At 72.6% G+C, this 24,540-nt stretch carries 24 protein-coding genes, 1 tRNA gene and 1 pseudogene; 12 read left to right on the top strand and 14 right to left on the bottom strand.

Features of this window, described 5'->3' with window-relative positions:
* The first annotated feature begins 73 nt into the window (after positions 1–73).
* Complete coding sequence (locus tag ASG32_RS30150) at positions 74–304, top strand: hypothetical protein (protein ID WP_056533591.1); 231 nt, start codon at positions 74–76, stop codon at positions 302–304.
* Positions 305–336: 32 nt separating this feature from the next.
* Here ASG32_RS30150 and paoC read toward each other — a convergent pair whose 3' ends face one another.
* The 6 genes from paoC to ASG32_RS30120 all read right to left on the bottom strand — a co-directional run bounded on the left by paoC (position 337) and on the right by ASG32_RS30120 (position 7,871).
* Positions 337–2,556 carry an aldehyde oxidoreductase molybdenum-binding subunit PaoC gene (gene paoC / locus ASG32_RS30145; RefSeq protein WP_056533589.1) on the bottom strand — a complete coding sequence of 740 codons (2,220 nt, stop codon included), beginning with the start codon at positions 2,554–2,556 and terminating at the stop codon, positions 337–339.
* Positions 2,557–2,559: 3 nt separating this feature from the next.
* Positions 2,560–3,510: a xanthine dehydrogenase family protein subunit M gene (locus ASG32_RS30140; protein WP_056533587.1), complete on the bottom strand. Its 951-nt coding sequence runs from the start codon at positions 3,508–3,510 to the stop codon at positions 2,560–2,562.
* Entirely contained in the window at positions 3,507–4,082 is a 576-nt protein-coding gene (gene paoA, locus ASG32_RS30135) for an aldehyde dehydrogenase iron-sulfur subunit PaoA (protein WP_020094082.1), read from the bottom strand. Before paoA ends, ASG32_RS30140 begins: the two co-directional genes overlap by 4 nt.
* Before the next feature lie 294 nt (positions 4,083–4,376).
* Positions 4,377–4,574: a hypothetical protein gene (locus ASG32_RS30130; protein ID WP_012321181.1), complete on the bottom strand. Its 198-nt coding sequence runs from the start codon at positions 4,572–4,574 to the stop codon at positions 4,377–4,379.
* Between the two features lie 138 nt (positions 4,575–4,712).
* Positions 4,713–7,172: an EAL domain-containing protein gene (locus tag ASG32_RS30125; RefSeq protein ID WP_056533585.1), complete on the bottom strand. Its 2,460-nt coding sequence runs from the start codon at positions 7,170–7,172 to the stop codon at positions 4,713–4,715.
* Between the two features lie 228 nt (positions 7,173–7,400).
* A complete protein-coding gene (locus tag ASG32_RS30120; RefSeq protein ID WP_020094084.1) occupies positions 7,401–7,871 on the bottom strand; it encodes an NUDIX hydrolase in 471 nt (156 codons plus the stop codon).
* A gap of 245 nt (positions 7,872–8,116) precedes the next feature.
* On the opposite strand from ASG32_RS30120, the gene ASG32_RS30115 reads away from it, so the two are divergent.
* Positions 8,117–8,590 (top strand): CYTH domain-containing protein, encoded by a 474-nt coding sequence (locus ASG32_RS30115; RefSeq protein WP_056533583.1) that lies wholly within the window; start codon positions 8,117–8,119, stop codon positions 8,588–8,590.
* An 89-nt stretch (positions 8,591–8,679) separates the two neighbouring features.
* Positions 8,680–8,928, top strand: a complete 249-nt coding sequence (locus ASG32_RS30110; RefSeq protein ID WP_020094086.1) for a hypothetical protein — start codon at positions 8,680–8,682, stop codon at positions 8,926–8,928.
* A gap of 42 nt (positions 8,929–8,970) precedes the next feature.
* On the opposite strand, the gene ASG32_RS30105 is transcribed toward ASG32_RS30110, so the two are convergent.
* The 3 genes from ASG32_RS30105 to ASG32_RS30095 form a co-directional block, all read right to left on the bottom strand.
* On the bottom strand, positions 8,971–9,555 hold the full coding sequence (locus ASG32_RS30105) for a hypothetical protein (protein WP_056533581.1): 585 nt from the start codon (positions 9,553–9,555) through the stop codon (positions 8,971–8,973).
* A gap of 283 nt (positions 9,556–9,838) precedes the next feature.
* Positions 9,839–10,066 carry a hypothetical protein gene (locus tag ASG32_RS30100; protein ID WP_056533579.1) on the bottom strand — a complete coding sequence of 76 codons (228 nt, stop codon included), beginning with the start codon at positions 10,064–10,066 and terminating at the stop codon, positions 9,839–9,841.
* A 227-nt stretch (positions 10,067–10,293) separates the two neighbouring features.
* Positions 10,294–10,902 carry a PAS domain-containing protein gene (locus ASG32_RS30095; RefSeq protein WP_056533577.1) on the bottom strand — a complete coding sequence of 203 codons (609 nt, stop codon included), beginning with the start codon at positions 10,900–10,902 and terminating at the stop codon, positions 10,294–10,296.
* A 170-nt stretch (positions 10,903–11,072) separates the two neighbouring features.
* On the opposite strand from ASG32_RS30095, the gene ASG32_RS30090 reads away from it, so the two are divergent.
* The 4 genes from ASG32_RS30090 (at position 11,073) to ASG32_RS30075 (ending at position 15,460) form a co-directional block, all read left to right on the top strand.
* Positions 11,073–11,378, top strand: a complete 306-nt coding sequence (locus ASG32_RS30090) for a hypothetical protein (RefSeq protein WP_056533575.1) — start codon at positions 11,073–11,075, stop codon at positions 11,376–11,378.
* An 84-nt stretch (positions 11,379–11,462) separates the two neighbouring features.
* The gene (locus ASG32_RS30085; protein ID WP_056533573.1) at positions 11,463–13,034 is read left to right on the top strand and encodes an ABC transporter substrate-binding protein; all 1,572 of its coding nucleotides are present in this window, start codon (positions 11,463–11,465) and stop codon (positions 13,032–13,034) included.
* Between the two features lie 534 nt (positions 13,035–13,568).
* Positions 13,569–14,903: an MFS transporter gene (locus ASG32_RS30080; RefSeq protein WP_056533571.1), complete on the top strand. Its 1,335-nt coding sequence runs from the start codon at positions 13,569–13,571 to the stop codon at positions 14,901–14,903.
* Positions 14,904–15,046: 143 nt separating this feature from the next.
* Positions 15,047–15,460: a VOC family protein gene (locus ASG32_RS30075; RefSeq protein WP_020094093.1), complete on the top strand. Its 414-nt coding sequence runs from the start codon at positions 15,047–15,049 to the stop codon at positions 15,458–15,460.
* 166 nt (positions 15,461–15,626) lie between these two features.
* On the opposite strand, the pseudogene ASG32_RS35500 reads toward ASG32_RS30075, so the two are convergent.
* Positions 15,627–15,722, bottom strand: a pseudogene (locus tag ASG32_RS35500) (porin family protein); the annotation flags it as partial.
* A gap of 4 nt (positions 15,723–15,726) precedes the next feature.
* Positions 15,727–16,464, bottom strand: a complete 738-nt coding sequence (locus tag ASG32_RS30070; protein WP_056533569.1) for an outer membrane beta-barrel protein — start codon at positions 16,462–16,464, stop codon at positions 15,727–15,729.
* A gap of 503 nt (positions 16,465–16,967) precedes the next feature.
* Here ASG32_RS30070 and ASG32_RS30065 point away from each other — a divergent pair.
* Both ASG32_RS30065 and ASG32_RS33140 read left to right on the top strand, forming a co-directional pair.
* Positions 16,968–18,488, top strand: coding sequence for a hypothetical protein (locus ASG32_RS30065; RefSeq protein ID WP_056533567.1), 1,521 nt, complete (start codon positions 16,968–16,970; stop codon positions 18,486–18,488).
* An 84-nt stretch (positions 18,489–18,572) separates the two neighbouring features.
* On the top strand, positions 18,573–18,734 hold the full coding sequence (locus ASG32_RS33140) for a YqaE/Pmp3 family membrane protein (RefSeq protein WP_020096541.1): 162 nt from the start codon (positions 18,573–18,575) through the stop codon (positions 18,732–18,734).
* Positions 18,735–19,425: 691 nt separating this feature from the next.
* Here ASG32_RS33140 and ASG32_RS30060 read toward each other — a convergent pair.
* A complete protein-coding gene (locus ASG32_RS30060; protein WP_056533565.1) occupies positions 19,426–20,034 on the bottom strand; it encodes a glutathione S-transferase family protein in 609 nt (202 codons plus the stop codon).
* Positions 20,035–20,130: 96 nt separating this feature from the next.
* Between ASG32_RS30060 and ASG32_RS30055 the strand changes: the two genes are divergently transcribed.
* On the top strand, positions 20,131–20,850 hold the full coding sequence (locus ASG32_RS30055) for a YafY family protein (RefSeq protein WP_056533563.1): 720 nt from the start codon (positions 20,131–20,133) through the stop codon (positions 20,848–20,850).
* 30 nt (positions 20,851–20,880) lie between these two features.
* Here the strand turns inward: ASG32_RS30055 and ASG32_RS30050 are convergent.
* A tRNA-Arg gene (locus ASG32_RS30050) sits at positions 20,881–20,957 on the bottom strand.
* Positions 20,958–21,192: 235 nt separating this feature from the next.
* On the opposite strand from ASG32_RS30050, the gene ASG32_RS30045 reads away from it, so the two are divergent.
* Positions 21,193–23,382, top strand: a complete 2,190-nt coding sequence (locus ASG32_RS30045) for an FUSC family protein (RefSeq protein ID WP_199866178.1) — start codon at positions 21,193–21,195, stop codon at positions 23,380–23,382.
* 14 nt (positions 23,383–23,396) lie between these two features.
* Here the strand turns inward: ASG32_RS30045 and ASG32_RS30040 are convergent, their stop codons facing one another.
* Complete coding sequence (locus tag ASG32_RS30040) at positions 23,397–23,627, bottom strand: hypothetical protein (RefSeq protein WP_020094261.1); 231 nt, start codon at positions 23,625–23,627, stop codon at positions 23,397–23,399.
* A 295-nt stretch (positions 23,628–23,922) separates the two neighbouring features.
* On the opposite strand from ASG32_RS30040, the gene pth reads away from it, so the two are divergent.
* On the top strand, positions 23,923–24,531 hold the full coding sequence (gene pth / locus ASG32_RS30035; RefSeq protein ID WP_026605103.1) for an aminoacyl-tRNA hydrolase: 609 nt from the start codon (positions 23,923–23,925) through the stop codon (positions 24,529–24,531).
* The last annotated feature ends 9 nt before the right edge of the window (positions 24,532–24,540 follow it).

The following is a 24,540-nucleotide window of genomic DNA, read 5'->3' as shown; positions in this document are numbered from 1 at the left end:
CTGTATCCCTGATCGGCCGCCGGCGAGGCTTGCGGGCGCTCCCGTCCCGGTCATCCCGATCCTGGAGACACCCATGCCGCGCTACTTCATCGACACCGCCGACCACGTCGCCGTCCGGGACGACGAGGGCACGGTCCTCCCGGACCGGGCCGCCCTGCGGGACCTGCTGCGCCGGACCCTGACGGCGCTCCTGCACGACGAGGGCGAGGAGACCGGGGTGAACGACTTCACCGCCAGCGCCTACGACGAGGACGGTCGCCTCGTGATGCGGGCCCGGGCCAGCTTCCACGTCGTGGACCCGTAGGGGACGCCCGGCAGGACGTCCCCGCACCCCTGTCAGGCCGCGTCCGGCATGCGGTCGAGAAGCTTGTCGAGGGTGATCGGGTAGTCGCGCACGCGGATGCCGGTGGCGTTGTAGATCGCGTTCGCGACCGCGGCGCCGACCCCCGAGATGCCGAGCTCGCCCACGCCCTTGGTTTTCATGGGCGAGGACATCGGGTCGACCTCGTCGAGGAAGATCACCTCCTGGTGCGGGATGTCGGCGTGGACCGGCACCTCGTAGCCGGCGAGGTCGTGGTTGGCGAAGAAGCCGCGCTTGGTGTCGACGGCCAATTCCTCCATCAGGGCCGCCCCGGTGCCCATGACCATCCCGCCGATCACCTGGCTGCGGGCGGATTTCGGGTTGAGGATGCGGCCCGCCGCGCAGACCGCCAGCATCCGCCGCACCCGGACCTCCGCCGTATAGGCATCCACCGCGACCTCGACGAAGTGGGCGCCGAAGGTCGAGACCTGCTGGGTCTTCGAGAACTCACCGAACTCGATCGCGTCCTCGGCCACGAGCTCGCCGTCGGCGGCGGCCCGGGCGAGCGGGATGGCGCGGTTGCCGGCGCGGACCTCGCCCTCCTCGAACACCGCGTCGGTGGCGTTGAAGCCGAGCTTCTGCGCGACCGCCTCCCGCAGCTTCACGCAGGCCGCGTAGACGCCCGCGGTCGACGAGTTGGCGCCGAACTGGCCGCCCGAGCCCGACGAGACCGGGAAGTCCGAATCGCCGAGCCGCGCCACGACCCGGTCGAGGGGCACGCCCATCATCTCGGCGGCGGTCTGCGCGATGATCGTGTAGCTGCCGGTGCCGATATCGGTCATGTCGGTCTCGACCGTGACCGTGCCGTCGGCGGAGAGCCGCACCCGGGCGCCCGACTTCAGCACCATGTTGTCGCGGAACGCCGCCGCCATGCCGTGCCCGACGAGCCACTGCCCCTCCCGGACCTGTCCGGGCTTCGGGTTGCGCCTGGCCCAGCCGAACCGCTCGGCGCCGAGCTTGAGGCAGCCGACGAGGTCGCGGTGGGAGTAGCGCAGGTCCGGCTGGGTCGGGACGACCTGCGTGTCGTTGCGGATGCGGAACTCCACCGGGTCGAGGCCGAGCTTCTCGGCCATCTCGTCCATGGCGACCTCCAGCACCGCGAGGCCCGGGGCCTCGCCGGGGGCGCGCATGGCGTTGCCCTCGGGCAGGTCGAGCCGGGCGAGCTTCATGGCGGTCAGGCGGTTCGCCCCCGCGTAGAGGTACTTGGTCTGGTTCACGGCCGTCTCGGGATCGCCCTCCGGCAGGTTGCCCGAGACGCTCTCGTGCGCGATCGCCGTGATGGTGCCGTCCCGCTGGGCGCCGATCCGGACCCGCTGGATCGTGGCCGGGCGGTGCGTGGTGTTGTTGGCGATCAGCGGGCGGGTCAGCGCCACCTTGACCGGCCGCCCGGTGGCCTTCGCGGCGAGCGCCGCCAGCACCGCGTCGGCGCGCACGAACAGCTTGCCGCCAAAGCCGCCGCCGACATAGGGCGCGTCGAGCCGGACCTTGTCCTTCGGCAGGCCGAGCATCTTGGCGAGGCTGCCGTGGCCCCAGCCGATCATCTGGTTGGCGGTCCAGAGCGTGACCCGGTCGCCGTCCCAGGCCGCCGTCGTGGCGTGCGGCTCCATCATGGCGTGGCTCTCGTCGGACGTCGTGTAGGTCGCGTCGAGCGTCACGGGGGCCTGCGCGAAGGCGCCCTCGAAGTCGCCGGTCCGCTCCTCGCCGTTGCCGCCGCTGCCCTCGCCGCTGTCGGCCGGGACCGGCTCGGCGGTCTTCGCCGCGGCGGCGAGGTCGAACGCACCGGCCTCGGGGGCGTAATCGACCGTCACCAGGAAGGCGGCCGCCCGGGCCTGCTCGAAGGTCTCGGCCACCACGACGGCGATCGCCTGATGGTAGTGCTGGATCACGTCGCCGCCGAACAGGTAGGCGACGTTCATCACGCCGCGCTCGATCCGCGGCGTGTCGAGGGTGGTGACGACCCCGATGACGCCGGGCGCCTGCCGGGCCGAGGCCGTGTCGATGCTGCGCACCCGGCCCTTGGCGATGGCGGAGCCCAGCACGTAGCCGTAGGCGGCGTCGGGGGCCGCGTCGTGGCGCTCGTACGCGTAGGGCGCGGTCCCGGTGGTCTTGTACTTGCCGTCGATGCGGTCGGTGGGCAGGCCCACGACCTTGAGGCGGTCGATCGGGTTCGGACCCGCGGCGGTGTCGAACTTCATGGCTCAGTCCCTCGCTTGGTTGAGCGCGGCGCCGAGGGTCCGCTCGGCGAGCTTCAGCTTGTAGGCGTTCTCGTGGGTGGGCTTGGCGTCGGCGAAGACCCGGGCCGTCACGGCCCTGGCGCCCTTCGGGAGATCGGCCTCGGCCGCCTCGAACCGCCAGGGCTTGTGGGCGACGCCCCCGAAGGCGACGTGGCCCGTGCCGTCCTTGCCCAGGATGGCCGCCACCGAGACCAGCGCGTAGGCGTAGGAGGCGCGGTCGCGGACCTTGCGGTAGATGTGCGTGCCGGGAACGGGCTTCGACAGCGTCACCGCGGTGATGAGCTCGCCGGGCTCGAGATTCGTGTCGCGCGACGGGTCGTCGCCCGGCAGGCGGTGGAACTCGGCGATCGGGATCTTCCGCGCGGCGCCCCCGGCGTCGATCGTCTCCACGGTGGCGTCGAGGACGCGCATGGCCACCGCCATGTCGCCTGGATGCGTGGCGATGCAGGCCTCGCTGGCGCCGATCACCGCCAGCTGGCGGCTCACGCCGTCGAGCGCCGAACAGCCGGAGCCCGGCCGGCGCTTATTGCAGGGCTGTGCGGTGTCGTAGAAGTACGGGCAGCGGGTCCGCTGCAGCAGGTTGCCGGCGGTGGTCGCCTTGTTGCGCAGCTGACCGGAGGCGCCGGCGAGCAGCGCGCGGGCGAGGACACCGTAATCCTTGCGCACTCGCGGATGGGCCGCGAGGTCGGTGTTGCGCACCAGGGCGCCGACGCGCAGGCCGCCCTCCTCGGTCGGCTCGACCGTGTCGAGGCCGAGCCCGTTCACGTCCACGAGGTGGCGCGGGGTCTCGATCTGCAGCTTCATCAGGTCGAGCAGGTTGGTGCCGCCGGCGATGAACTTGGCGTCGGGCGTGGCGGCGACGGCGGCGGCCGCCTCGGCGGGCGTGCCCGGGCGCTCGTACGTGAAGGACTTCATGCGCGGCTCCCGGCGACTTCGGTGATCGCCTCGACGATGTTGGAATAGGCGCCGCAGCGGCAGAGGTTGCCGCTCATCCGCTCGCGGATCTCCGTCTCGGTCACCTGCGGCGCGGCGCCGAGATCGGCCGTGACGTGGCTCGGGATGCCGGCCCTGATCTCCTCCAGGACGGCCACGCCCGAGCAGATCTGGCCCGGCGTGCAGTAGCCGCACTGGTAGCCGTCGTGCTTGACGAAGGCCGCCTGCATCGGGTGCAGGCTGTCGGGCTGCCCCAGGCCCTCGACGGTCACGATCTCGGCGCCCTGGTGCATGATCGCCAGCGTCAGGCAGGCGTTGATGCGCCGCCCGTCGACGATCATCGTGCAGGCGCCGCACTGGCCGTGATCGCAACCCTTCTTGGACCCGGTGAGATGCAGGTGCTCGCGCGCGGCGTCGAGCAGGCTGGTGCGGGTGTCGAGTTCGAGCGTGCGCCGCTCGCCGTTCACCGTGAACGTGACGGCGGCGAGGACCGGTGCGTCGGTCCGCGCAGGTCTGGCGCCCGGGTCCTGGGGCACGGTTTCGGCGCTCACCATCAAGTCTCTCTCCGGTTCAGATCACGAAGGCGCGGACGGGATCCCGGTCGCCGGGGCCTGCGGGCGGAACATCCCGGCGGAACATCCCGGCGGAACATCCCGGCAAGACATCCCGGCAAGACATCCCGCAAAGCGGCGGCACCCTGGATCGGCTCCAAGGTAGAGCCCGCTCCCGCGATGGTCAGGGGGGCGGCGCGGCCGGGGACGCGAAAGTTGCGGCGGGCCGCGCCGGGCCCCGCCCAAACGAAAGGGCCGACCCGAAGGCCGGCCCCGATCGTCGCGCGGCGGACGCGCCTACTCGGCCGCGGTCATCTCGGCGGTGTAGTGGCCGCACCAGTCCTGGGCGGCGACCACCGGCCAGAGACCCTTGGACTCGGGCGCGGGCTGGCTGACCGGCGGGTTGAAGCGGCACAGGCCGGCATCGTTCTGCGCGACGGCGCCGTTGCCCTTGTGCTCGTCGAAGAACCGGCAGGTCTCGCACTTGGCGTTCATGGTCGGGCTCCTGTGAGGCCGGCGGCCCGGGGGCCGTCCCGGCGGGGGACGAGAGCTTGGACCTTAGAAGTGATCCAATCTGCGGGGCCAACGTCGGAGCGATCGGGCGGGTTCCCGGCGGCGGATCGGCGATCCCGCTCAGCCGACCGCAGCGAGGCCCGGCTCGGCCCGGGCGGATTCCTCGGCGGGGCCGGCGGGACCGCCGACCGCGGCGGCGTAGTCGGTGATCGGGCGCGGCCTGCCGAACAGGAAGCCCTGCATCTCGCCGCAGGCCTCCTCGGTCAGGAACTTCATCTGCGCGTGGGTCTCGACGCCCTCCGCGACGACGCCCATGCCGAGGCTGCGGCCGAGGCTGAGCACGGCCCGGACGATCACGGCGGCCTGCGGCCCGGTCCCGAGCTGCGCCACGAAGGAGCGGTCGATCTTCAGCTTGTCGAACGGGAAGGCCTGGAGGGTCGCGAGCGACGCGTAGCCGGTCCCGAAATCGTCCATGCTGATCCGGATGCCGTAGCTCTTCAGGCGGCGGAGGATGCCCACGGCCCGCGCCATGTCGTTGATGATGATGCTCTCGGTGACCTCCAGCTCCAGGCGGTCCGGCGAGAGACCGGTCTCGGCCAGGATCGCCAGGACGGTCTCGGGCAGGCCGGGCTTCTGGAACTGGCGGGGCGAGAGGTTGACGGCGACCTTCAGGGGCTGCGCCCACTGGGCCGCCTCGCGGCAGGCCTCGCGCAGCACCCAGTCGCCGAGCGCCACGATCAGGCCGGTCTCCTCGGCCAGGGGCACGAACACGTTGGGCGACACGCTGCCGCGGACCGGGTGGGTCCAGCGCAGGAGCGCCTCGAACCCGACGAGCGCCCCCGTGTGGCCCTCCACCTGCGGCTGGTAGTGCAGGCTCAGGGTGTTGTCGTCGAGGGCCTGGCGCAGGTCGCGCTCGAGCACCCGCCGCTCCTCGGCCTCCTCGTCCATGGCGGGGGTGAAGATCCGGTACGTGCCGCGGCCCTCGGCCTTGGCCCGGTAGAGGGCGAGGTCGGCGCGGCGGTACAGCGGCTCGGCATCCGTCCCGTGCTCGGGGGCCAGCGCGATGCCGACGCTCAGGCCGACGCCGACCCGGTGCCCGCCCACGCTGAACGGGCTGTGGAACAGCGCGATGAGGCGCTCGGCCAGGACCTCGGCCTCGGCCGCGCCGCCGGCGGAGAGCACGGCGAACTCGTCGCCCCCGAGCCGGGCCACCGCCCCGTCCCCCGCGATGCCCCGCAGGCCGGCCGACACGCGCCGGAGGAGCTCGTCCCCGGCCTGGTGGCCGAGGCTGTCGTTCACGCTCTTGAAGCCGTCGAGGTCGAGGTACAGGACCGCGCAGGCGCCGCCGCGCTGGACGATGTCGACGAGGCTGCGCGCGAGGGTCTCGTGGAACAGCGCCCGGTTCGGAAGGCCGGTGAGGACGTCGTGGCGGGCGAGGCGCGCCACCTCGGCCTCCGCGGCCTTCCGCTTGGTGATGTCGGTGAAGGTCCGCACGAAGCCGCCATCCGCCAGGGGCACGGTGCGGATCTCGAGCACGAGGCCGTTGGGCCGCGCCCGCTCGTGAACCTGCGTCTGCCCGGCCTCGCCGCGCTCGATCCAGGTCCGGATCGAGCGGTCCGGGCGCCGGCGCTCGCGGCGGCTCGCCTCGTGGCGCAGCACAGCCCGGTAGCTCGGCCGCGCCTGCATCATCGCCCGGGGCAGGTCGAGGAGCGCCAGCGCCCGCTCGTTGCAGACCCGGACCACGCCGCCGGCGTCGACCATGATGAGGCCCTGGTCCATGCTGTCGAGGGTGGCGTCGAGCAGCAGGGTCTTCTCCCGCAGCATGCGGCCCTGCCGGGCCAGGGCGACGTTGATCCGGCGCAGGTGGTCCAGCATCAGCGTCAGCGCCGCGAAGGCCAGGATCACCGCCATCACGCCGGCGATGCCGCCGGCCAGGACGCCCCGGGCGAGGCCGAGCTGCGGGACCGCCAGGGCCGGGTCCGGCACCACGCGGGCGGCCGCCATGGCGAGGAAGTGCAGGATCGCGATGGCGAGGGTCAGGACGGTCGCGGCCGCGAGCCGGGCCCGCGCGCCCGCGCTGCCGACATGGATGGCCATGCCGGCGGCCGCGAGCCCGCAGCCCGCCGCGATCGCCGTGGCGGCCATGGCGGGGTCCCAGGTGAAGTGCCCCGGCAGCCGCACGCCGGCGATGCCGAGGAAGTGCATGCAGGCGATGCCGATCCCGAGCACGAGGCCCGCCCCCGCCCCGGCCCAGCGCGACGGCGTGGCCCGGGCGAACAGGAAGGCCACGGTGGCGGCCGCGATCGCGACGATCAGCGAGAGCAGGGTCGTGCGCGGCTCGTAGCCCAGCACCACGCCGGGATCGTAGCCCAGCATGCCGATGAAGTGGGTGCTCCAGATCCCGGCCCCGATCGAGAAGCCCGAGGCCAGGAGCCAGACCGGCCCGTGCCCGTCGGCGCGGACCTGGACGCGCTGCTCCAGCTTGAGGGCCACCGCGCAGGAGATCCAGCACACGCAGGCGGCCAGGGCGACCACCCAGCCGGTATGTTCCTCGGTCAGGCAAGCGAACGCGCGATACATCGAGGTGCCCCGCCCATCTGCGACGGCGGGAACCTTAACCCGCGGATACTAATCAGAAGTTGCATTTCGCCCGGACACGGGTCCGATCCGCGATGCGGACGAGGCTCTTCCGGGCGCCGCCGGGCGCCGGTCAGGCCGCAGATCAGGAGTTGTATCTTCGGGCGCGGCGGCGGTCCGCCCGCCCGTGCCCGTCGCGGCGCCCGTCGCGGCGCCCGTCAGCCGCGCCCGTCAGCCGCGCCCGTCGCCGCGGATCTCGATCGGCCGCGCCGCGAAATCCGTCAGGAGTTCCTGGAGCTCGTCCTCGTGGACGAGGCGCGCCGCCTCTTCGGGCGCGAACCATTGCAGGGTGCGCTGGGCCTGTTCCGGCCAGCGCTCGTGCTGGGCCTCGACCCGCAGCGGGTAGACGCGGACCATGCAGGGGAAGGCGCGGCCGTGGTCGAAGCGCTTCTGGTAATGGTACCGTCCGACCGGGTTCGCGGCGATCTGCCCCTCGAGCCCCGCCTCCTCGTAGGCCTCCCGCGCGGCGGCCTGATGGGCCTTCCGGCCGGTCATCGGCCAGCCCTTCGGGATGATCCAGCGTCCCGTATCCCGCGAGGTGATCAGCAGGACCTCGATCCGGCCGTCGGCGCCGACGCGGAACGGCAGGGCCGCCACCTGCTTGAGCGGTTTGACCTGCGCCTTGCGGAGCAGCTTCTTCAAGTTCGGCCGCTTGGATGCCGTCTTCAGCGCTGACCTCGCGGACGGAGAAGGGCGGGATTTCTGATGATGCTTCTGCAATCGACGGCCTCCTCACGCTTTTACATAAGTTTAACACGATCCCATTGCAGCCCGCGCGCATTGGCACCGAGCCATGCCTGTAACGCTGTGCTCATCTCCGCCAGGCGGCTTGTCGCGGGCCGGCTTGTCGGCGAAGGCTGACGCCTCAAACGTCCACGAGGCGCGGCATGGCTGTCGAGATCGAGCGCAAGTTCATCGCGAACCCGTCGGTTCTGGCGCTGTGCCGGGCGGGGACGCCCCTGGTTCAGGGATACCTCTTCACCGACGCGGCCAACACGATCCGGATCCGCCGGGCCGGTGAGCGCGCGCTGATCACGTGGAAGAGCCCGCGCCGCGGCGCCAGCCGGGACGAGATCGAGTTCGCCATCGCGCCGGAGGACGGCGCGGCGCTCCTCGCCACCGTGCCGCCCGGCCGGCGGCTCGAGAAGACCCGCTACCGGGTCGCGCATGCCGGGGCGGTCTGGGACGTCGACGTGTTCGGCGGGAACCTCGCTGGCCTGATCCTGGCCGAGATCGAACTGGAGCGCGAGGACCAGCCGGTGGTGCTCCCTCCCTGGGTCGAGCGCGAGGTCACCGACGACGCGCGCTACCGCAACTCGCGGCTGGCCGCGGGACCGGTGCCGGAGCGGTGGGCGGCCTAGGTCCCCGACGCGCCGGGCGGATCCGTCCGGTCGAACATCTCGAACATCCGGGCCCGTGAACATCCCGGGGCGGCCACGGTTCTCACGGCATGCCCCGGACCCTGATCACCTGGACGCAGGACGAGACCGCAGGCGTGCCGCTCCCGCGCTTCGTCGGCCGGGTCGGGACGGTCGTCGTGGGGATCTGCGCCTACGACGGATCGAGCCGGTTCTGGACCTGGTGGAGCCCGCTGGCCGAGGACATCTGGGGGCACGGCCAGGACGCCGAGGGCGCCCGGCAGGGCTGCGAGGCCTGGCTGCGCGGATGGCTCGAGAACTTCAGGCCGTTCTTTACCTGACGCGGCCGGCCGCGAGGGCGCGGCCGGGCCGTCGGCGCGGGATCAGCGCATGAAGTGCGGCAGGCGCCGCTTCCAGCGCTCGCCGAGCCGCAGCTCGTTCGTCCGCCGCCCTGCCGTCGACCGGGGCGACGGGCCCTGACCCGACGTGGGACCCGACGTGGGACCAGACGCGGCCGGCGGCGGGACGCGGGCGGGCGCCTCGTCGACGGGCAGGGCCGGCGGCGGGGCCGGGCGCGGCGGCACCGTCTGCACCTGCGGGAGCGCGTCCCGCGCGGCCGCCCGCGGCCGCCCGCGCCGCGCCCGCGGCGCCGGAACGGTCTCGGCGGCGGGGTCCGTCGCGGCCTCGTCGGCGGCCTCGAGGACCGGCTCGGCCGGGGCCTCGAACATCGGCATGAGGCTCGGCAGGACGCGGCGCACCGGTGCGTCCGGCACCTTCCGTTCCGGGCGCGGCGCCGGTGCCGCCTGAGGGGCGGGCGCGGGTGCGGGCGGCGCGAGGGCGGCCTGCGCCAGTTCCGGCCACAGGATCTTGTCCGGGCGCGGCCGCGCCTCGGTGGCAGTCAGCGTTGTGCGGGCCGAACGGGTCTGCTTGACTTCGACCATGAACGGTCGCGCGCTGCGGCGCTTCATGTAAGATGATCCTTGGAAGCATTCGAGCGCGCATGTCGGCGGCACGAACACACCGAGGTTAAGCCTGATCTCGGCCGTTGTCCAGAAAGACGACGTCGTACTGGTCAAATTTCTCTTTAGTCGAGATGGGCCGCGGTCGTTTCCAGGCCTCGGGTCGTGAAACCGAAGGCGTGATCGCCCGAGCACCTGCGGACACTGCCCCGTCGCCGCCCGGCGAGGGGGCGATCCGCTGCGGGGCGATCTGTTGCGGGGCGGGCGTCGCGCGCGATCGGGTCGTCCGGGATCAGGCGGCCTGCGCCTGCGCCGGGCGGCGCCGCAGGGGACCGGGCGCCCCGAACAGGGACTGGTACAGCGCGGCCGGCGTCCGCGCCTCGCCGCTGCCGTCCGTGATCGTCACCTCGGCCATGCCGGCCGCGATCAGGCTCATGCCCTGATCCAGGGCGTTCAGGACCGAGGCGTGCTGGTAGGCGAACCGGCGCGCGGACAGGCGTGCGGTGACGGTGAAGTGCATGACGACGATCCCGGGAAGCCGGACCCGCCGGGTCCGGACGGCAACGGCGCGCGCGACGCGCTCGGGTGAGAACGGGGCTCCGGCAACGCCGCTGCCGGTCCCGCACCTGCTCGCGGCCAATAAAGTCGTTATCTTGACGAAAGCTTGTTCATCCCCGCTTTGCACCAACAAGGCGAACAAGTAGCGGCTGAATTTAGTGGTTGCCGCCGCGCCGCTGCCGTCACGCTTCAGTTCAGGCGGCGGCGCCGCTCCGCGACCTGCCGCCGGGCCAGCCGTCGCCCCAGCGCCATCAGCAGCGCGTCCGCCTCGGCCTTCAGGGCCGGATCGCCCAGCGCCGCGACGGCGTCCTGCGCGGCGAGGGCGTGCTCGACCGCCCGGTCCAGGGGCGTGTCGCCGAGGTCGGGCGCGGTCGCGCCGCCGATCGCCTCGCGCGCGCGCAGCGCCGTGATGTCCACGAGGATCCCGCGCCCGCCCGTCGGCCGGCCGCGACGGTCGCTGGTGAAGCGGCCGCGCGCCAGGACCCAGCGCATCCGGCCGTCGACGGAGATCACCCGGTACTCGGCGACGTAGGAACTCCCCGCCGCGACGCTGCGGCGGATCAGGGTGTCGACCCGGTCGCGGTCGTCGACGTGGATGGCCTCCTCGTAGACGGCCAGCGGGATGCCGGATTCCGCCGCGGTCGGATCGACCTTGAACAGGAGGGCCACCAGGGCGTCGACCCGCACCCGGTCCGTCGCGGGGTCCCACGCCCAGTGCCCGATCATGTCGGCGGAATCGAGCGCGATCTGGAAGGCTTCGGGACAGGTCTGACCGACGGACGCGTTGGTCTTGGGCATGGCGGTGTACGTGTGCGGCTCCGGTCCGGTCGATCTACGGGTTCGGTAGCTGCAACCTCAAGACTTCTTTTACGCATTCATGCAACTGTTGCGTGCTGGCCACTCGCGTCCTGCCGGTCTTCTGTATTATGAATGCTCGAGCCAGCCCGCGCGCCAGAGCCTGACCGCCGATGGGATCGAAGTCACCTGTCCGGAGCGGATCCTCCGGGGCTGCGGCGCCCGAGGACGACCTGTTCGAGCGCTCCGCACCGCCGCACGCGCCGGGTGCCGGGCGGCTGCTGCAGCGGATCGCCGACGCGCTGCAGGTTCCGGCCACCTCCCTGTACGGCCCACTGGGCGCGGAGCGGGGCGCCGGCGTCGCGGGCGGGCGTGCCGACGAGGCCGACGCCCTGCTGCATGCCTACCGGCGCATCGACGATCCCGAGATCCGCCGCCGCGTCCTGACCCTCGTGCAGGATCTGGCGGCCGCACGCTGACCGGTGCGCCCGTGATGCGCTTGTGATGCGCTTGGCCCGCCGCGTGCTAACCTGAGCGGGATTGCAACGCTCGGGCGAGTCGGCATGCTGAACAGACGATCCTTCATGGCCCTGTCGGGGGCCGCCCTCGCGACCCCGGCGCTGGCGCAGGGCAGTGCCGCCCGGACGCTCAAGTTCATCCCGCAGGCCGACCTGACGGTGCTCGATCCGATCTGGACGACCGCCTACGTCACCCGGAATCACGGGCTCGCCGTCTTCGACACGCTCTACGGCACCGATGCCGCCTACGCCGCCCAGCCGCAGATGGTGGCGGGCCACACGGTGGAGAACGACGGCAAGCTGTGGCGCCTCACCCTGCGGCCCGGGCTGACCTTCCACGACGGCAGCCCGGTCCTGGCCCGCGACTGCGTGGCGAGCGTCGCGCGCTGGGGCAAGCGCGACGCGATGGGCCAGACGCTCATGGCCTACACGGACGACCTCTCCGCCCCGGACGACCGGACGATCCAGTTCCGCCTGAAGAAGCCCTTCGCGCTCCTGCCGGACGCGCTGGGCAAGGTCGGCTCCTCGATCTGCGCCATCATGCCGGAGCGTCTCGCCAAGACCGACCCGTTCACGCAGGTGACCGAGATGGTCGGCAGCGGCCCGTTCCGCTTCAAGGCGGACGAGCGCGTGGTCGGCGCCCGGGTGGTCTACGAGCGCTTTGCCGGCTACGTCCCCCGCGAGGGCGGCGAGCCGCAATGGACCTCGGGCCCGAAGCGCGTCCACGTCGACCGGGTCGAGTGGAACGTCATCCCCGACCAGGCCACCGCCGCCTCGGCCATGCAGACGGGCGAGATGGACTGGTGGGAGCAGCCACCGGCCGACCTCGTGCCCACCCTCCGCGGGCTGACGACGCGGATCACCGACCCGACCGGCCTGATCGGCTGCCTGCGGATGAACCAGCTCCAGCCGCCCTTCGACAATCCGGCGATCCGGCAGGTGCTGCTGAAGGTCGTCGACCAGACCGACTTCATGCAGGCGGTGACCGGCACCGATCCCAAGCTGATCCACGTGCCGACCGGCTTCTTCTGCCCGGGCCTGCCCATGGCGAGCGACGTCGGCCTCGACGCCCTGACCAGCAAGCGCGACTACGCGGGCGCCAAGGCGGCGCTGGCGGCGGCCGGCTACAAGGGCGAGAAGGTGGTGCTGATGGGCGCCTCGGACTTCCCGAGCCTGAAGGCGCTCGCCGACGTGGCGGCCGACATGCTCACGCGCGCCGGCTTCAACGTCGACTATCAGGTCATGGACTGGGGCTCGGTGGTGCAGCGGCGCGCCAAGAAGGAGCCGGTCGCCCAGGGCGGCTGGAGCGCCTTCTGCACCTTCTGGGCGGGGCTCGACCAGGCGAATCCCGCGGTCAGCGCCTTCCTGCGCGGGACCGGACAGAGCGCCGCGATCGGCTGGCCCACCAGCGCGAGGATCGAGGCGCTGCGGGACCAGTGGCTGGACGCCCCGGACACCGCCGCGCGCAAGCGGCTCGCGGGCGAGCTCCAGCAGCAGGCCTTCGTCGACCTGCCCTACCTGCCCCTCGGGCAGTACTTCAACCAGACCTCGTACAAGCCGTCCCTGACCGGCGTCCTCGACGGCGTGCCGGTGTTCTGGAACGTCAAGAAGGGCTGAGGCGCAGGGGTCGCCCTCTTTCAAGACCTCGAGACGTGGGCGCGGGATCAGCGGCTCCAGGTCCGTGCGTGCGCGCCTTTTCCGGGTACCCGAACGCGGAGAGGGTCGCGGTCCGGCGACAGGGATCGCGCAGAACTGGCTCCGTGCCTTTGCGAGCGCAGCGAAGCAATCCAGCTGCGCCAAGCTTGACCGATGTCTCGCATCCCTGGGTTGCTTCGCTGCGCTCGCAAAGACGAACAGGCCATCGGCATCCCTACAGCCCCGCTGCACGAGCCTACTGTGTCGCCGGCACGGCGTAGTTCAACGGTATCCTGCCACACGAATACGCCGTTCCCTCCAACAAGTCCGATCGATTGAAGCCGCGCGAGCGCTTCCCAGCCGCATCGGGAACGGGGTAAGCAGATTCGGCACAGGTCACCGCCAGAGATGACCGGCCCGCGAGGAAGCCCGAGATATCCGTCTCACCGCCATCGCGGCGGTGCATCGACGCCCTCGACGCCGCGCGGATTCCATGACGCGACGAGGACACGCTCGATGACAGGCTTGGCGACAGGCTCCCCGGACGAGGCCGCCCTGGAACGCTCGGCGATGCGCAGGATCGGCTGGCGGCTCGTGCCGTTCCTGATCCTCGCCTACTTCGTCTCCTTCCTGGACCGCGTGAATGTCGGCTTCGCGGCGATCCAGATGAACCACGATGTCGGCCTCTCGGCGACCGTGTTCGGCTGGGGCGCCGGCATCTTCTTCCTCGGCTACTTCCTGATGGAGATCCCCAGCAACCTGATGCTGGAGCGCTTCGGGGCGCGGCTGTGGATCGCCCGGATCATGGCGACCTGGGGGCTCATCTCCGCCGCCATGGCCCTGGTGCAGGGGCCGTGGTCGTTCATCGGCCTGCGCTTCCTGCTGGGGCTCGCCGAGGCCGGCTTCTTCCCCGGCGTGATCCTCTACCTGACCTACTGGTTCCCCTCCGCCTACCGGGCGCGGATCATCGGGGTCTTCATGATCTCGATCCCGATCTCGTCGTTCCTGGGCTCGCCGATCTCCGGCGCGCTGCTCAACGTGACGGGGTTCGGCCTCGCCGGCTGGCAGTGGCTGTTCATCCTCGAGGGCCTGCCGGCGGTGTTCCTGGCCGTCGCGGTCCTGTGGCTCCTGCCGGACGGCCCGCGGGACGCGGCGTGGCTGCCGGCGGCCGAGCGGGACTGGCTGGAGCGGCAGCTCCGGGCCGAGGCGGCGCGCAACACCCGCAGCGGCCAGCCCGCGAAGCCGCCGCTCTGGGACATCCTGCGCGACCGGCGGCTCGCCCTCTTCGCCGCGATCTATTTCGGCTCGACGGCGAGCAGCTACGGGCTGTCGTTCTGGACGCCGCAGATCGTCAAGAGCTTCGGCCTCGGCAACGTCGAGACCGGGCTCCTGAACAGCATCCCGTACGGCTTCGCGTCCCTGGCGATGGTCCTCTGGGGCCGGCACAGCGACCGGACCGCCGAGCGGCGCTGGCACCTCGCGCTCTCGTTCCTGATCCTGGCGCTGGGGCTCGCGGGCGGCACGGTCCTGTCGGGGCTCGGCCCGGTCGTGGCGGCGCTGACGATCGCCGCCATGGGCGTCTACATGCTCAAGGGCCCGTTCTGGGCGCTCGCGACCGAGCAGATGCCGCCCGCCACGGCGGCGGCGAGCATCGCGGCCATCAACGCGGTCGGCAATCTCGGCGGCTTCCTCGGCCCCTACCTGATCGGCGCGATCAAGGACGGGACCGGCAGCTTCACCCTGAGCCTCCTGCCGCTCGTGGTCTTCGCCCTGCTCTCGGCCGCCCTGTCGCTGGTGCCGGGCCGCGCCCCGCGCCCCGACTCGGGCGCGCCGCGGCCGTCGGCCGTCTGAGCCCGCGGCGAACCGAGTCCGGGACCGGCCGGTTGGCCCGGTGCGGCCGCCGCCCGGCGCTGCGCCGGCCCGGACTGGACCGGCCCGGACCGGACCGGACGGGGTCCCGCGGGCCGTGACCGCGCCGCCGCCAGGAGATCGCCGTGCCCGAGCTCAACGCCATCCTGGAGACGGCGCTGTACGTCGCGGACCTCGACCGCGCCGAGGCCTTCTATCGCGACACGATGGGGTTGCGCTGCCTCTTCACCGACTTCCGCATGCGCGCCTTCGACGTCGGCGGCCGCGGCGTCCTCCTGCTCTTTCCGGAAGGCGGGTCCCTGCAGCCGATCGAGACGCCGGGCGGTCTCATACCGCCCCATGACGGCCGCGGCCCGGCCCATATCGCGTTCTCGATCGACGCCGACGCCCTCGCGCCCTGGGAGGACCATCTCGCGGCCGCCGGCGTGGCCGTCGAGGGCCGCACCCGCTGGCCGCGGGGGGGCGTCAGCGTCTACTTCCGCGACCCGGACGGGCACCTGCTCGAGCTGGCCACACCCGGCCTCTGGAAGGGCTACTAAGGCGGCGCCGGGTCAAGTCCGGGTCAAGTCCGGGTCGAGGCCGGGCCGGATTCCGGCCGCCCGAACGGCGAAGGGGCCGCCTCCTGTGGGARGCGGCCCCTTCGCGTGTCGGGTCGGGTGCGACGGTCGGGATGCGAGCGTCGCACCCGACCGCCGCTGGTCGATCTCAGTAGGAGCCGAACTTGTAGTTCAGGCCGGCGCGGACGACGGCGAACTCGTCGGAGCGGCGGCCGATGCCGCTGTAGACGACCGGGAAGTTGTTGGTCTCAGTAGGAGCCGAACTTGTAGTTCAGGCCGGCGCGGACGACGGCGAACTCGTCGGAGCGGCGGCCGATGCCGCTGTAGACGACCGGGAAGTTGTTGGCGGCGTTGATGACGAACGCGCCCTGGTTGCGGGTGTTGCGGTCGAGGTTGACGTACAGGCCTTCGACCTTGAGCGTCACGGCCGAGGAGCGGAAGAAGTTCAGGAACGAGTCGGTGGGCAGGGCGTACTCGATGCCGCCGCCGACGGCCCAGCCGGTGCGGAAGCTGTCGTTGCCGGCRTAGCCGCCGAAGGAGCGGTCGGCGCTGCCCGAGCCGTAGGCGAAGCCGCCGGTGCCGTACACGAGGGTGCGGTCGAAGGCGTAGCCGAGGCGGCCGCGGACGGTGCCGAAGAAGTCGAGGCTGGAGAGGCCGCGCGGGTCGGTGACGTAGTAGCCGGGGGCCAGCGCGCCGGAGACGAAGGCGCTGTTCCGGTTACGGCCGAAGTCGAGGTACTGGGCGTCGGCCTCGACACCGATCACGAGGCCGGAGCCGGGGGTGATCTGCCAGTTGTAGCCGATCTGGCCACCGCCGGAGAAGCCGTCCTGGCTGCGGGCGTTGATACCGAAGTAGGCGCCGGTCCAGGTGAAGACCGGGACGGGGGTGAACACCGGCGGCGGGGCGGCGCGGCGCGGCAGGTCGGCGGCCGAGGCAGCGGCGGTGAGGGCCGTGAAGGCGGCCAGCGAGGCCAGGAGCTTGGTCATGTCGGTTCCCCGAATGTGTGATCTGGCGGTGTGGCTACCGATCACCGGGGAAAATGGCTGTAGTTTTGAGGTCACACCGCCTGTCGAAGGCCCGAAATGCCAGAGTAAAGCATCCTTCAAGACGCGACGAAGCGCGGAAATACAGCGCGCATTACGCGGGCGAGCGCGCCAACAACACGGCAGCGTTTTGGTTGCATCGAAATGTCGGGTTGGCACCGGGTGTGACGGGCACGCCACACCCGGTGCCGGTCGGCCGCCGGACGGCGCGGCGGCGATCCCGATCGCTCCCGCGGGATCCCGACACCGGCCTGGGCGACCCGGCAAGGTGCCGGAACGCCCCCGCCGCCGCGAGACAGGGTTTCATCCCGCGGATCCCGATCGAGGGTCCGATCACCCGCGCGTCCCGGGCCGCGATCCGAAGTTATGACTCCTGTTACCAACAGGAAAATAGATGGACTCGACAGTCGTCGTCGCGACGACCGCGCGATGGGAACCGGGGCGCCATGCATGTGAGAGTTCGCCTCGACGGCGCGAACCCGCGGCGCTGGCACGTCGCGCTGCTGGACCGGCTGTCCGGCCTGCCGGGCATCGCGGCGGTGAGCGTCGACGCCGCGCCCGGTCTGGAGGAGTGGCCGGCACAGGCCGACCTGCTGTTCCGCCTGGAGGCGCTGATCTTCCGGCTGACGCCGAACGGGTCGCGGCCCGTGCCGCCCGCCGATCTCGCGGCCTGGACCCGTCCCGGGACCCCGGACCTCGTGCTCGACCTGTGCGGCGACGCGGCCGCCTCCTGCCCGGTCTGGCGCGTGGCCTACGACGGCGGCCTCGGCGAGACCGGCCTGCTCGCGAGCCTGCTCGCCGGCCGGGTCCCGCAGCTCGACCTCCTCGAAGGCGGCACCGTCGTCGCCGCGGGTCGGCTCGGCTCGGACTACCGGGGTTCCATCGCCGTCTCGTTCGAGGATGCCCTGTCGCGCACGGCGACGCTCGTCGCCGCCGCCCTGCGGGCCCGGTCGGACGGCCGCGCCTTCGCGGCGACGCCCGCCGCGGCCGCGGCCGCGCCCGCCCGTCCGGGGCGGATCCTGGCGTCCCGGCCGGCGCGGCTCGTCGCCCGGAGCCTCGTCGGGCGCCTGTACAGGCTGTGCTACCACGCCCCGCACTGGCGCACCGGGTGGCGGACCCTCCGCGGGCCGGACCTCGTCGCGCTGGGCCGCCATCCCGCGGAGGGCTGGCAGGTGCTGCCCGACGACGGGCGGCGCTTCTACGCCGACCCGTTCCCCCTCGCGGTCGACGGGACGACCCACGTCTTCGTGGAGGAGTTTCCGCACGCGACCGGCAAGGCGATCATCTCGGCGGTCCGCTTCGGGCCGGACGGACCCGAGGGGCCGCCCGTCCCGGTGCTGGAGGAGCCGCACCACCTCTCCTACCCGTTCGTGTTCGCGCGCGCGGGCTCCGTCTGGATGGTGCCGGAGAGTTCCGCGGCCGGCACGGTCGATCTCTACCGGGCGACCCGCTATCCGGGCGGCTGGGTGAAGGAGGCGACGCTCCTCTCCGGCGTGGTCGCGAGCGACGCGACGCTCCTCGAGCACGGCGGCCGCTGGTGGATGTTCGCCACCGTCCGGGACGCGCCCGTCGGCGCCCCGCCCGGATCGGGCTGCCACCACGACGCGCTGTATCTCTGGTCCGCGCCCGACTTCCGGGGGCCGTACGCGCCGCATCCGGCCAATCCCGTGCTGGTCGACCCGTCCTTCGCCCGGCCCGCGGGCCGGATCGTCGCGCGCGACGGGGTCCTGATCCGGCCGGTCCAGGATTGCGCCCACGGTTACGGACGCGCCCTGTCGCTGGCGCGCATCGACCGGCTCGACCCGGAGGGGTTCGCCCAGACCATCCTCGACCGGATCGAGCCCGGCCCGGCCTGGCCTGGCAGCTGCCTCCACACGCTCAACACGGGCGGCGGGATCGAGTGCATCGACGGCTCCGGTCGGGCCTCGCGTCTCAGGGCGTATCTGAGCGCGCGGTCCGACGCCTAGGCCGGGCCGCGGCGGAAGCTCGGCCGTCCGGAACCAGCCGCCGCGATCCGTGTTCGCTCACGAACGCGGAAACCCGTTGCCCCCATGATCATGATCCTCATCTGCTTTCTCGCGCCGTGGCTCGCCATGTTCCTGCGCGGAAAGGTGTTTCAGGGCATCCTCTGCATCATCCTCCACCTGACGATCATCGGATGGATCCCGGCGACGATCTGGGCGCTCGTCGTCACCCGCAAGGAAACGGCCTGACCGGGGCGGAGCGGCCGGGATCGGCGGCTCCGCCGCGCGGTCCGATCCCCGCATACGGGAACGGCGGGGCTCTCGCCCCGCCGCTCACGCCGTCCGTTCGGGCAGTCCGTCGCCCGGGCGGCCCCGAGGACTGCCGCGGCTCAGAAGCCCATCAGCACCCCGGCCGAGCCGGTCACTGTCATCGCGAGGCCGCCCAGGAAGGCGCCGATCATCGCGTAGGAGAAGCCCTTCAGGACCATGTCGTGCACTCCTTTCATCAAGCGGCGGGTCCTCAGCCGGACCCGGTCGGTTCGTCTGCAATGATGATGCCGGATCGGCCGGCTGCGTGCGGTGCGAAGAGTCACGCTGCGCTGCGGAACCGTTCGGCGCGCGTTCAGGCGGCGGCGGTCAGCGAGACGGCCGACGGGTCCGTCTCGCTCACGCGAAATGGGCCGGCAGGCTAAGGGCCTGCGCGTAGGTCACGAGGGCGACCGCGCCGGCGATCAGGGTCGCCACCAAGGCGATGCGGTTGGTCCAGGTCATCGTCGTCTCCATCGGGTTCGCGACTGTGTTCGCGGTGTGATCCCGATGTACGCCCAAGCTTTCGGGCCCGGCGTGTCCCGGAACACCCGCGGTCGCCGGAGCCGCTCGGAATCGCCGCGCGCGGGCCGCTCCCGGCCACCCGGGAATCGCGAGCGGCGCCCCGTCGGCGCTAGGCAGATTGCGGCCCCGACGCGCCGTCCTTCGCCGCGGCGCGCAGGGCGGCCGGGCGCGCCCGGCAGCGGTCCAGATAGGCATCGAGGGCCGCGCTCGCCGGGAAGGCCGCGCGGCCGAAGCCCAGGGCGCTGCCGATCAGGATGTCGGCGCCGGAGAACCGCGCGCCCATCACGTAGGGGCCGCGCGCCAGGGCGGCTTCCAGGCGGTCGACCACCGCCGCGTGGTTCCGGCGCTTCTGCGGTGATCCCGCGAGCTCACCCGTCAGGCCGGCGAACAGCGCGGGCTCGAACTCGGCGACGTACCAAGCCAGCCACGTCAGGTACGCGCCGCGCTCGGGGGCGCCCACCGCAGGCGCCAAGCCGGCTTCGGGGAACGTCTCCGCCAGGTAGAGCACGATGGCCTGGGACTCGGTGACCAGACCGCCCGCGTGCAGGACGGCCGGGACGCGCTTGTCAGGATGCGGGTTGGTGGCGTCCGGCACGCCCTCGCCCGTCATCGGCCGGAAGATCGAGACCGGCGCGATGGTGTAGCGAACTCCCATCTCCTCCAAGAGCCAGACGATGCGCGAGGAGCGCGATTGCGGGGCGTGGTACAGGGTGATCATGGCGCGGTTCCTGTCGGCACGGCGCGCGGGATGGCCGTGGCGGGAGGACTTGTAGGGACGCCCTGCTGACAGCATTCTGTCAGCAGGAGTCGGTGGATGCGGCGCGCGGACAGGCTGTTTCAGATCATCCAGATCCTGCGCCGCTCGCCGCGCCCGGTGACGGCCGCCGAGATCGCCCGGGAGCTGGAGGTCTCGGTCCGCACGGTCTATCGCGACGTCGCCGACCTCGTCGGCCAGCGCGTGCCGATCCAGGGCGAGGCCGGGCTCGGCTACGTGCTCGGCGAGGCGTTCGACATGCCGCCGCTGATGCTGACGCCCGACGAGATCGAGGCGGCCGTCCTCGGCGCGCAGTGGGTCGCGGGACGGGGCGAGCCGGTCCTCGCCAAGGCGGCGCGCGATCTCATCGCCAAGATCACCGCCGTGGTCCCCGAGCGCCTGCGCCCGCTCATCGCCGATCCGTCGATCGGCACGCCGACGGCCTTCGCGCAGGCCGCGGACGGGATCGACGTCGCCCGCGCGCGGGCCTGGATCCGCGAGGGCCGCAAGATCTGCATCCAGTACCGCGACGTCCGCGGCGATCCGAGCCGGCGCGTGATCTGGCCGGTGATCGTCGGGTTCTTCGATCAGGCCCGGATGGTGGCCGGCTGGTGCGAGCTGCGCGGGGCGTTCCGGCACTTCCGCACGGACCGGATCACGGACGCCGAGTTCCTGGAGGAGCGGCACGGCCTCCGGCCCGCCGTCCTGCGGGCGCGCTGGAAGCGGAGCCTGCCGGACCGGCAGGAGGCGGCGAACCCCGCCGCGCCGGCCGCGCCGTAGGGCCGGATGACAGGGCCACGGGGAAAGACCTGGCGACCCCGGTAGGGCTCGAACCTACGACCTGCCGCTTAGAAGGCGGCTGCTCTATCCAGCTGAGCTACGGAGTCGGGGCCAGGCGGCCCCAGAAGCCACGGGCTCGCCCGAGGGTCAAGCGCGCGGGGCGAGGACCGGCGCGGCGTCCCGGATCGGGCCGAGGATGGAGAGACTGCCCCGCGGCGATGCGCCGGACGCGCCTTAGCGATCCGGCGCCGGGAGCGGGCCGGGGTTGCGCGCCGCCGCGGATCCGGTCAGGCCGGAGCGCGGTTCATGCCGGGGCGCCGCGCCCCCGTCGGGAGACCGAGCTTGACCGCGCCGAGTCCCACAGCCTCGCCCCCCGGACATGTCCGGCGCCGCCGCCTCGCCGCCGGCCGGGGCAGCCTGAGCCGGCCGGGCGGCGATCTGCGGCGCCTGCCCACGGGCCTCGACCTACGGAACGTGCGGCTCGTGGAGGGCGTGCGCGCCGCCTTCGCGTTCGGCGTCGTCATCCTCCTCAACATCTGGATCCAGTGGTCGCCGCTGCTGACCATGGCGCTCGCCGCCAACCTCGCCTGCTTCTGCGACAACGGCGGCCCGATGCGGGCGCGCCTGCGCGTCCTCACCGCCTTCTCGTTCCTCGGCGGGCTGCTCTGGGCCGGCCTCGGCCTGATCCAGCCCCTCGGCCTGCCGGTGGTCGTCCCGGTCGCCTGCGCGCTGATCTTCGCCTGCTCGTACGCGCGCGTCTGGAGCGTGCAGGCCCAGTCGGCCGGCAACGTGCTCGTGGTGGTCCTGTGCATCGCCCTCGACCGGCCGCTCGACGTCGCGCAGGCGGCCGTCACCGCGGCGATGTTCGCGGCCGGCGGTCTCTGGGCGACCTTCCTGGCCCTGGTCATCTGGCGGCTGCACCCGTACCGACCGGCCCACCGGGCGGTGGCGGAGGTCTGGCACAATCTCGCCCGGCTCTGCGGCGACCTCGAGCGGCTCGTCGCCCTGCCGGAGCCCGACACGGCCGCCTTCGACGGCCACGCGCGGGGCCACCGCCGCGGCGTGCGGGCGAGCATCGAGACCGCGCGGACCATGATCCTCGACCTCGCCCGCTCCCGCGAGCGGGTCTCGGACCGCACCGCCCAGGCCCTGCTGCGCCTGGAGAGCGCCGAGCAGATCTTCGCCGCGCTGATCGCCGTGGGCGAGTTGATCGACAGCCGGCCCGACGCGCGCCGCCGGGCGCTCGCCAAGGTCTTCCTGCGGCGCCTGCGCCCCCTGCTGGTGACCATCGCCCGGGCGATCCGCGACGACGTCAACCTCGACCTCGGCCGCCTGGAGCACTCCATCGCCCGGGTGGCCGACGGCCTGTCGGAGGACCCGACCCAGGCCCGCCTCGCCGACCGGATCGCCGGGCGCGTGCAGCTCGGCGCCAAGCTGTCGACGCCGGAGGGCTACCGGCCCGGCGGCACGATCACGGAGGGCGGCAGCCTCGACCGCTGGACCCGCTACGTCGGGCCGCTGGCGCAGAACTTCACCCTGGCCTCGCCCAACCTGCGGCACGCCCTGCGGGCGAGCGCGGTCGCGGCGCCGGCGCTCGCCGCCACCCTGACCTACGCGGGCGCCTTCACGCACTGGCTGGTGATGACCGTGGTGCTCACCATGCAGCCCTTCTACGCGGCGACGTGGCAGCGGGCCCTGGAGCGGATCGGCGGCACGGTGCTGGGCGGCCTCGTGGGGGCCGTGCTCGCCTACTACGCCACGAGCCCGCTGGCGGAGGCCGGGCTCATCCTCGTGCTCAGCATCGTCGGCTTCGCGGCGCGCCAGATCTCGTACGGGTTCTTCGTCACCTGCCTGACGCCCCTCGTGGTGCTGCTCGTCGAGTTGCTGGAGCCCGGCCACAGCTCCTGGGAGATCGTCGCCATGCGGGGCGGCTTCACGGTGCTGGGCGGCGTGATCGCGGTGGCGAGCTGCCTCGTGCTCTGGCCGATCTGGGAGCCCGATCAGGTCCGGCAGGAGCTGCGCCGGGCGCTGAAGGCCCAGGCCGGGCTCGCCGAGGCGGTGCTGCGCGCGCCGCCCGGCGAGGGCCGCGAGGCCGCGATCGCGGCGCAGAGCCGCGAGGCCGGCCTCGCCCTCAACGATCTGGAGGCGGCGCTCTCCCGCGCCCTGCAGCAGCCCCGGGCCGGCAGCCACCCGGAGGTGGAATCCGCCCTGGTGGCCGACGCGACCCTGCGCCGGATCAGCGCCCGGCTGATCGTCCTGCGGCACGCCCCGGAGGCGGCCGCCCCCGAGGCGGAGCCCTGGCGAGCCTGGATCACCGCGACGCTGGCGGCCCTGGGCGCCGACAGGCCCGTGCCCGAGCGGCCGGCGCTGGATCGCGGACAGTCGCTCGTGCGCCTCGTCAGTCAGGTCGATCTTCTGGTCGGGACCCTGCGGCCCGGGGAGATCCGGGCCGCGACGGGGGTCGATGGCGGGGCCCCGGCTTCGAGCGACGGGACCGAGGCGCATGCCGGTCAGCCCGTCCTGCCGTCCTGACGGACGGCCTCCCGTCAGAACCGCGGCAGGGCGTTGGCCGGGCCGCCGGCATGCGGGCCGCTGTAGCGGTAGGCGGCCGGCCGGGCCGGGCCGGCGGCGTCCCGGTACAGGACGGGGGCGTTGCCGACCCAGCCCGAATAGGCCGAGGCCGGGTAGGGCGAGTGCTTCGAGTCTAGGCCCTGCGCGAGGGCGGGCGTGGCGACCGCGGCGACCAGGGCGGCGGCGGCGAGCATGCGAACGGTCATGATGATCTCCGAGTGTCTTCGTATGACTTCGACGGGAAGTCATCCGGTCAACCGTGTCGAGTGAGGAAGATCGTCGTCGCGATGCGCTGGGCGGCGGTCTTGATCGCTCCGGCTTTGCTTGGCCGAATGTGACCTCTCAACGGAGATACTCTGCCCCGGGTTCGACCGCCGCCGTGCGCTGGCGCACGGGGAGACGCGGCGCGGGCCGGAAGGCGCGCGACGGGTCCGGGCACGGCCGGGGATGCGTCCCGCGCCGAAGCGTGGCACAGACCGCGGCCTGAGAGGGATGCAGACCATGCGGCTGATCGTCGGCCTCGGAAACCCGGGCGCGCGCTACGCGGGCAACCGGCACAATATCGGCTTCCTCGCCGTCGACGCGATCGCCCGCCAGCACCGGGCGAGCCCGTTCCGCCACCGGTTCCAGGGCGAGGCCGCCGAGGTGGTGCTGGGCACCGAGCGGGCGATCCTGCTGAAGCCCTCGACCTTCATGAACGAGTCCGGCCGCGCGGTCTCGGAGGCGCAGCGCTTCTACAAGATCCCACTCAGCGACGTGATCGTGCTGCACGACGAGCTCGACCTCGCCCCCGCCAAGCTCCGGGTGAAGCTCGGCGGCGGCAATGCCGGCCATAACGGCCTGCGCTCGATCACCGCGCAGTGCGGCAACGATTACCGCCGGGTGCGGCTCGGCATCGGCCATCCCGGCGACAAGGCGCTGGTCCATGCCTACGTGCTCAACGATTTCGGCAAGGCCGAGCTGCCCTGGGTCGAGGATCTCTGCCGGGCGGTGGCCGACCACGCCGCCCTGCTCGCCGCCGGCGAGGACGCGAGCTTCCAGAACAAGGTCCACCTCGCTATGGCCGGCCGCGGCTGGGACGACGTGAAGACGCTGGGCGCCAGAAATTGACACGCCCAC

Source organism: Methylobacterium sp. Leaf361, from assembly GCF_001424445.1.
Lineage (GTDB): Bacteria > Pseudomonadota > Alphaproteobacteria > Rhizobiales > Beijerinckiaceae > Methylobacterium.
This window is presented reverse-complemented; position numbering and strand designations above follow the sequence as displayed.

Excerpts from the sequence above, each read along its gene's own strand:
- ASG32_RS30150 (WP_056533591.1), top strand. The coding sequence starts at position 74 with ATGCCGCGCTACTTCATCGACACCGCCGACCACGTCGCCGTCCGGGAC.
- paoC (WP_056533589.1), bottom strand. The coding sequence starts at position 2,556 with ATGAAGTTCGACACCGCCGCGGGTCCGAACCCGATCGACCGCCTCAAG.
- ASG32_RS30140 (WP_056533587.1), bottom strand. The coding sequence starts at position 3,510 with ATGAAGTCCTTCACGTACGAGCGCCCGGGCACGCCCGCCGAGGCGGCC.
- paoA (WP_020094082.1), bottom strand. The coding sequence starts at position 4,082 with ATGGTGAGCGCCGAAACCGTGCCCCAGGACCCGGGCGCCAGACCTGCG.
- ASG32_RS30130 (WP_012321181.1), bottom strand. The coding sequence starts at position 4,574 with ATGAACGCCAAGTGCGAGACCTGCCGGTTCTTCGACGAGCACAAGGGC.
- ASG32_RS30125 (WP_056533585.1), bottom strand. The coding sequence starts at position 7,172 with ATGTATCGCGCGTTCGCTTGCCTGACCGAGGAACATACCGGCTGGGTG.
- ASG32_RS30115 (WP_056533583.1), top strand. The coding sequence starts at position 8,117 with ATGGCTGTCGAGATCGAGCGCAAGTTCATCGCGAACCCGTCGGTTCTG.
- ASG32_RS30110 (WP_020094086.1), top strand. The coding sequence starts at position 8,680 with ATGCCCCGGACCCTGATCACCTGGACGCAGGACGAGACCGCAGGCGTG.
- ASG32_RS30105 (WP_056533581.1), bottom strand. The coding sequence starts at position 9,555 with ATGAAGCGCCGCAGCGCGCGACCGTTCATGGTCGAAGTCAAGCAGACC.
- ASG32_RS30100 (WP_056533579.1), bottom strand. The coding sequence starts at position 10,066 with ATGCACTTCACCGTCACCGCACGCCTGTCCGCGCGCCGGTTCGCCTAC.
- ASG32_RS30095 (WP_056533577.1), bottom strand. The coding sequence starts at position 10,902 with ATGCCCAAGACCAACGCGTCCGTCGGTCAGACCTGTCCCGAAGCCTTC.
- ASG32_RS30090 (WP_056533575.1), top strand. The coding sequence starts at position 11,073 with ATGGGATCGAAGTCACCTGTCCGGAGCGGATCCTCCGGGGCTGCGGCG.
- ASG32_RS30085 (WP_056533573.1), top strand. The coding sequence starts at position 11,463 with ATGCTGAACAGACGATCCTTCATGGCCCTGTCGGGGGCCGCCCTCGCG.
- ASG32_RS30080 (WP_056533571.1), top strand. The coding sequence starts at position 13,569 with ATGACAGGCTTGGCGACAGGCTCCCCGGACGAGGCCGCCCTGGAACGC.
- ASG32_RS30065 (WP_056533567.1), top strand. The coding sequence starts at position 16,968 with ATGCATGTGAGAGTTCGCCTCGACGGCGCGAACCCGCGGCGCTGGCAC.
- ASG32_RS33140 (WP_020096541.1), top strand. The coding sequence starts at position 18,573 with ATGATCATGATCCTCATCTGCTTTCTCGCGCCGTGGCTCGCCATGTTC.
- ASG32_RS30060 (WP_056533565.1), bottom strand. The coding sequence starts at position 20,034 with ATGATCACCCTGTACCACGCCCCGCAATCGCGCTCCTCGCGCATCGTC.
- ASG32_RS30055 (WP_056533563.1), top strand. The coding sequence starts at position 20,131 with ATGCGGCGCGCGGACAGGCTGTTTCAGATCATCCAGATCCTGCGCCGC.
- ASG32_RS30040 (WP_020094261.1), bottom strand. The coding sequence starts at position 23,627 with ATGACCGTTCGCATGCTCGCCGCCGCCGCCCTGGTCGCCGCGGTCGCC.
- pth (WP_026605103.1), top strand. The coding sequence starts at position 23,923 with ATGCGGCTGATCGTCGGCCTCGGAAACCCGGGCGCGCGCTACGCGGGC.